Origin of the sequence: Brevibacillus sp. SAFN-007a, from assembly GCF_051967035.1 — a bacterium.
Taxonomy (GTDB): domain Bacteria; phylum Bacillota; class Bacilli; order Brevibacillales; family Brevibacillaceae; genus Brevibacillus.
Map to the genome: position 1 here is coordinate 1 of NZ_JBQCKK010000041.1, position 5450 is coordinate 5450.

Below are 5450 nucleotides of genomic sequence, written 5' to 3' on the forward strand. Positions count from 1 at the left end.
CATTAGGCTATATGACGCCTGTTCAGTATCGCCAAGAAGCCCTTAAAATAGTTGTCTGAATTACTGTTGACAATCCAGTTAAAGTTCTAGTCATTGAAGATGACCCTTATATTTGTGAGTTGATCACTTTATACGCAGAAAAAAACGGGTACATAGTTAACGTTGCAAACAATGGAATGAAAGGATTAGAAATGTTTTATGATAACCCTCCTGATCTTGTCATTCTGGATATTATGATGCCTGAAATGGACGGTTGGGAAGTCTGCAAGGAAATAAGGAGATTTGATAAAACCCCCGTTATCATGTTGACCGGGAAAGGCGAAAACTGCGATAAACTTAAAGGTTTCGACCTAGGAACGGATGATTACTTGGTGAAACCTTTTGATCCGAACGAACTGATGGCGAGGATAAAAGCGGTACTGCGGCGAGCCAATCCGATGTTAGATGCAAATGAGATCATTGAACTTCCCTTGTTGAAGATTAATCTTAAACAATACAAGGTGATCTGTGATAAACATGAAATCGTGTTACCGCCCAAGGAAATGGAGTTGCTGTATTTTCTCGCCAAACATTCAAATCAAGTGTTCACACGTCAGCAGTTGTTGGATCAAATATGGGGTTTGGATTTTGAGGGAGATCCAAGAACAGTCGATGTGCATATTAAAAGGATTCGAGAAAAATTGGGGGATTCTAACCCTTATTGGAAGGTGAAAACCATAAGAGGAGTTGGATATAAATTTGAGGTGGACAACCAGTGATTCGAATAAAAAGTATTTATTTAAAGCTGTTTATCACGTATATCGTCATATTACTTGTATCGCATTTCGTTTTTGCGATTGCTTCCTCTTTATTGATTCAGAATAATCTGACTAATATTCATGGATTTGAAAGAGATTTTAACCAAATAATGTACTTATTTGTATTGGCCTCTATTATTTCTATTACCATTACAGGCTTATTTGCCTACTACCTTTCTAAAAGAATTACCACCCCACTTCGGGAAATGAATCGGGTTGCCCTCCATATCGCTAGGGGACAATTTGATCAAAGAGTCAAAATCAAGACGCGTGATGAGCTGGGAGAATTGGGGGAGACGTTGAATTATATGGCTCAGGAGTTGGCCGGTTTGGATCAGATGAGAAAGGATTTTGTTGCCAATGTTTCCCACGATTTGCGATCTCCTCTTACTTCTATTCATGGATTTGTTAGGGCGTTTCTGGATGATGCGATCCCCAACGAACGAAAGCGCCATTATCTTACGATCATGAAAGAACAAACCGAGCGAATGATTAAGCTGGTCAATGATCTTCTCGATATGGCCCGAATAGAAGCGGGGCAGTTGGAAATCCGGCCTGTTATCTTTAATTTGTCGGAGCTGGTTCGCCAAGTCGTGGCGCGCATGGAACCTGAATTTGTGAAAAAACAGGTCAATGTGGAATTGATATCTGAAGAAGCACAAGACATCCACGTATTTGCCGATCCGGATCGGATTGATCAAGTGATCGTCAATTTGATTCAAAATGCCGCACAATTTTCCTCACCCGATAGTTCTGTCGAAGTGATTTTGAAAAAGAACAAGCGGTGGTTTCTATTCGAGATTATGGACCGGGAATCAGGCAAGAGGACATTGAATCTATTTGGGAACGATTTTATAAAGCGGATAGAGCCCGAACTAAAAAGGCAGGTACAGGGCTCGGCTTGTCCATTGTTAAGCACATATTAGATCTCCATCAAAGCCCCATTCACGTGAAGAGTGAAGTGGGAAATGGGTCAGTCTTTACTTTTACGCTCCCTATAGCTCCGAACATGTCTAAAAAACCTGAAAAAGAGTGTTTCTCCGTTCATCTTCTGTTCATAAAACATTGCTATACTGGATTTTGCACTAAGAGATCATGAAAACAAAGAGGAGAATATCTCAATGAGAAAATTATTATTACGACGCGCAACAGAGGAGGACACGCACATGCCCGACCGCGGATCGACCACCAGCACACCACGCTGGGTGAAGGTGTCTGGGATCATTGCGATCGTCCTGGTCCTGCTGTTCGTCATTATGATGTTCATCGGCGGTGGTAAACACGGCCCTGGTCGCCACATACCGTCCTCCAGCGGCATAGAACAAGGAGTGAAACAGCCATGACCATGACACCCGTCCTCCGCAAGTTCGCGCTCACCGCGCATGTCGCGTCCTCGGTCGGCTGGCTCGGCGCGGTCGTTGGTTTCCTAGCTCTCGTCGTCGCCGCTCTGACCAGCCAGGATGCTCAGACGGTGCGTGCCGCCTTTATCGCGATGAAGTTGACCGGCTGGTTCGCCATCGTCCCGTTGGCCCTCGCCTCTCTGCTAACCGGGCTTGTCATGTCACTTGGCACCACGTGGGGCTTGTTCCGGCACTATTGGGTCCTTTTCAAACTCCTGCTAACCATCCTAGCCACTATCGTCTTGCTGCTGAACATGAAGACAGTGAGCTTCCTAGCAGGCGTAGCGGCAGAGACGGGAAGTGCCGATCTCGGCGGGCTGCGGGGCGCGCTGTGGGGCGAACTCCTCCACGCCGGGGGCGGCCTCCTGGTGTTGCTCGTGACCACGATACTATCGGTGTACAAGCCGCGGGGCATGACCCGGTTGGGTGGTGTAAGCAGCACGAGCAGCGTACGGGGGCGCAGCCGTAGATGCAGCGACTCCTGATCGGCCTCGACCGAGCGAACCCTCTCACTTTCAATAATTTTTTACACAGAGTAGCACATAAAATTTAAATTCCCTATGCTCGAGGGAGGCTTTTGTCAAACAGAGTGGGCGCAAAAAAGGGTGTTCATTTGGAGAGTATCGATTAACTGTTCACACAGAGAGAAGTAAGGTGGATGTTTCACTTTTGCTCACGTTTTTGCTCACTCTTTAGACGAGTCACGATGAATTTATTTGGAATTGGATGAGATGAGAAATCTTGAAAAAGCTGATTAAATAAGGCTTCATGATATTAGATGAGAACAAAAAAACTATTAGTCGTTCTTTTGACAGGGTGGGGGTCGCTGGTTCGAACCCAGTCCGGATCACCATATAACGAATGTTGAAACCCCTTGATAATCAAGGGGTTTTTGATTTTTGTAGCGACCCCGCATGTTCCCCTTTTGTATGAACAAGAGTGAATTGGTGCCGGAATGGTGCCCTTTATTCGACTAAAGATTTTTTGGTGCCATTTGGTGCCGAGAAGAACATTTCCCCGAAAGCGTCGGCTGCTTCCTTTTGCATGTGTGGAGTGATATGAGAATAGCGATCCAGCATCTTCACGCTAGACCATCCCATACGCTCCGCAATCCGTTTGTTGTTCTCTCTCATTTTCAAAAGCATAACAACGTGAGTATGGCGCAGATCGTGGAATCGAATTTTTTTCAATTCAGCCTTTGCAGTAAGACGATAAAACGAACGATTGATATTACGTGGTGAAACTGGAGTGCCGAGCTGAGTGCAAATCACCAAGTCGTTATCCTCGTAGATGTCGCGGTTTGTCATTTTCTCTTCCTTGGTGCGGCGGCGTAGCTTATCAAGCTCAAGGGCGGTTGTTTTGTCTATGCCGATTGATCGAACACCAGAGGTTGTTTTCGCTCCGGGCTCCAAGGTCTTTCCGTCATGGTTAAGAATTTGTCGGATAGATAGTGTCCTGTTTTTCAAATCGACATCTTGCCACCTGAGCCCAAGTATTTCCCCTTGTTTCATTCCGGTTGATTTCCTGTCGTACAGATTACGGAATGGCAAGATAAATCGGTTCATGGCGGACTGGGTTTGAGATCGCCCCCTTTGAATTTCGTCTAACTTTTTTAGAAAATCGATCTCCATTTGCTTTCTTTTATTCTCAGCTTGAAGCAATTCCATCTCAGACATCTCGTTTTCAGTATTTCGTTTCCCACGTTTGTTCTGAAGCGCAGCTACGCCAAATTTGATGTATTTGTTTGTCCATGAGTAATCCTGCTGATAGGACACCTGAAATTCCTTGGCTGTTTGGGCATAATTATGCTGATGTTCTAAGCAGAATTTCAGAATTTCGATTCTTTTCTTCGAAAGTAGTCGTTCATCCTTTTGTCATGATGGGTGTTCCTCCTGTTCCGGAAGATTTCAACTTTTCATGACTATTATACTTTAGAATCCATTTACGAAGTTGGCGGGTTGATTTAATGCCATATCGCTTACATATCTTCATATGAGAGCACCGCCAGCTAGATAGTCCTCGATAGCAGATAACTTCAGCTCTGTGGAATAGGTCCTGTTCTTAGGTGTACTGAGCAGTCCATCAGGACCTAGCGATTGATAGGTTTGAAGCCATTGTTTCATGGAGGAAAAGGTAACGTCTAGCGTGCTTGCTAGATGATTCAAAGAAAGATATTTTCGATAGCTGCGATCTTTGCTGGTCCAGCTATTTTTGCTTTGTGGGACATAAAAAATGCTCCTACTTACAGGTAGACAGTCTTATTATTTCAACTGTCTACCTGAGGGGGAGCATATCAAGCGATCCGCTGGAGGGCATTTTTCTTCTTAACAATTCATGATTTAATGAATAGTGGTTTTTCAAATTAGTGGTAAAGTAAAGATCTAAACAAGTAATAAAGGGGGATTTTTTCAAGAAATGTCAAGACACATATCAAAGAGAGAGCGTGTCGAAAATCTTCTGGAGGAGATTAAGAACCTTATTGATAGAAGGAATGTAGACACTGCGATACCACTCCTAGAATGGACCAAAGATAAAATAGTTTTGGCCCATCAAGAAGCAGAAAGAGCAAAAAAGTTTAATGCATCCGGAAAGCAACAAGGGAAACCACGTTTTGTAAAGAGAGGTACAGTCTACTACGCAGACTTAGGAAAGAACATTGGATCAGAGCAAAATGGATACAGGCCAGTTCTTGTCATTCAATCACAAAAAGCGAATGTTACCAGCCCAACGGTTATTATCGTTCCGCTGACTGATGCTTTTGATAGCAATGGTAAGCCAAAGAAGGTACTTGATACACATGTTTTGGTCGATCATTCCGGCCTCAAGAAAAAATCCATCATTAAAACTGAATATGTAAGAAGTATTAGTAAAAGTAGATTACGTGATCCCATTTGCCAACTCGGTGAGGATATTATGAATGAGGTGGAAGAGAAGTTGAAGCTGAGTTGTTCTAAGAAATAGAATCGTTTCTTAGGGATTGACTGATACAAATTGTATATGTTAAAATAAAGCTACTTCATCAGATGTCACGTTATAGTGACTTGACCATTTGGACAAGTTCATTGTTGATGTGGCTCTCTGATCACGTGAGGGATAATGATTAGCGACACTAAGGTGAATCGCTTAATCACCAAACGGTATTTCACTTTAAAGGGCCCAGCAATGGGCTCTTTCACTTTTTATATAACGAAAACCCCCAGTTTGACTGGGGGTTCAGGAAAGCTTATAGCTATGAGTAGCCATCCCTTGCCCC

7 protein-coding genes are annotated in these 5450 nt (G+C 43.7%); 6 read left to right on the forward strand and 1 reads right to left on the reverse strand.

The annotated features are described in order from the left end of the window. The first annotated feature begins 92 nt into the window (after positions 1-92). From ACTHO6_RS20915 to ACTHO6_RS20935, 5 genes are read left to right on the forward strand one after another with little or no spacing between them, the layout of a single operon-like run. On the forward strand, positions 93-758 hold the full coding sequence (locus tag ACTHO6_RS20915) for a response regulator transcription factor (protein ID WP_440243742.1): 666 nt from the start codon (positions 93-95) through the stop codon (positions 756-758). After that, positions 755-1723 carry a sensor histidine kinase gene (locus ACTHO6_RS20920; RefSeq protein ID WP_440243734.1) on the forward strand — a complete coding sequence of 323 codons (969 nt, stop codon included), beginning with the start codon at positions 755-757 and terminating at the stop codon, positions 1721-1723. Before ACTHO6_RS20915 ends, ACTHO6_RS20920 begins: the two co-directional genes overlap by 4 nt. After that, the gene (locus tag ACTHO6_RS20925; RefSeq protein WP_440243745.1) at positions 1627-1896 is read left to right on the forward strand and encodes an ATP-binding protein; all 270 of its coding nucleotides are present in this window, start codon (positions 1627-1629) and stop codon (positions 1894-1896) included. The genes ACTHO6_RS20920 and ACTHO6_RS20925 overlap by 97 nt, the downstream gene beginning before the upstream one ends. Before the next feature lie 22 nt (positions 1897-1918). After that, entirely contained in the window at positions 1919-2140 is a 222-nt protein-coding gene (locus tag ACTHO6_RS20930) for a hypothetical protein (RefSeq protein ID WP_440243736.1), read from the forward strand. After that, positions 2137-2682: a DUF2269 domain-containing protein gene (locus ACTHO6_RS20935; protein ID WP_440243738.1), complete on the forward strand. Its 546-nt coding sequence runs from the start codon at positions 2137-2139 to the stop codon at positions 2680-2682. Before ACTHO6_RS20930 ends, ACTHO6_RS20935 begins: the two co-directional genes overlap by 4 nt. 480 nt (positions 2683-3162) lie before the next feature. Here the strand turns inward: ACTHO6_RS20935 and ACTHO6_RS20940 are convergent, their stop codons facing one another. Continuing rightward, complete coding sequence (locus ACTHO6_RS20940) at positions 3163-4038, reverse strand: tyrosine-type recombinase/integrase (protein WP_440243747.1); 876 nt, start codon at positions 4036-4038, stop codon at positions 3163-3165. Between the two features lie 574 nt (positions 4039-4612). Here ACTHO6_RS20940 and ACTHO6_RS20945 point away from each other — a divergent pair. Continuing rightward, positions 4613-5158 carry a type II toxin-antitoxin system PemK/MazF family toxin gene (locus ACTHO6_RS20945; protein WP_440243740.1) on the forward strand — a complete coding sequence of 182 codons (546 nt, stop codon included), beginning with the start codon at positions 4613-4615 and terminating at the stop codon, positions 5156-5158. Positions 5159-5450 lie beyond the last annotated feature (292 nt).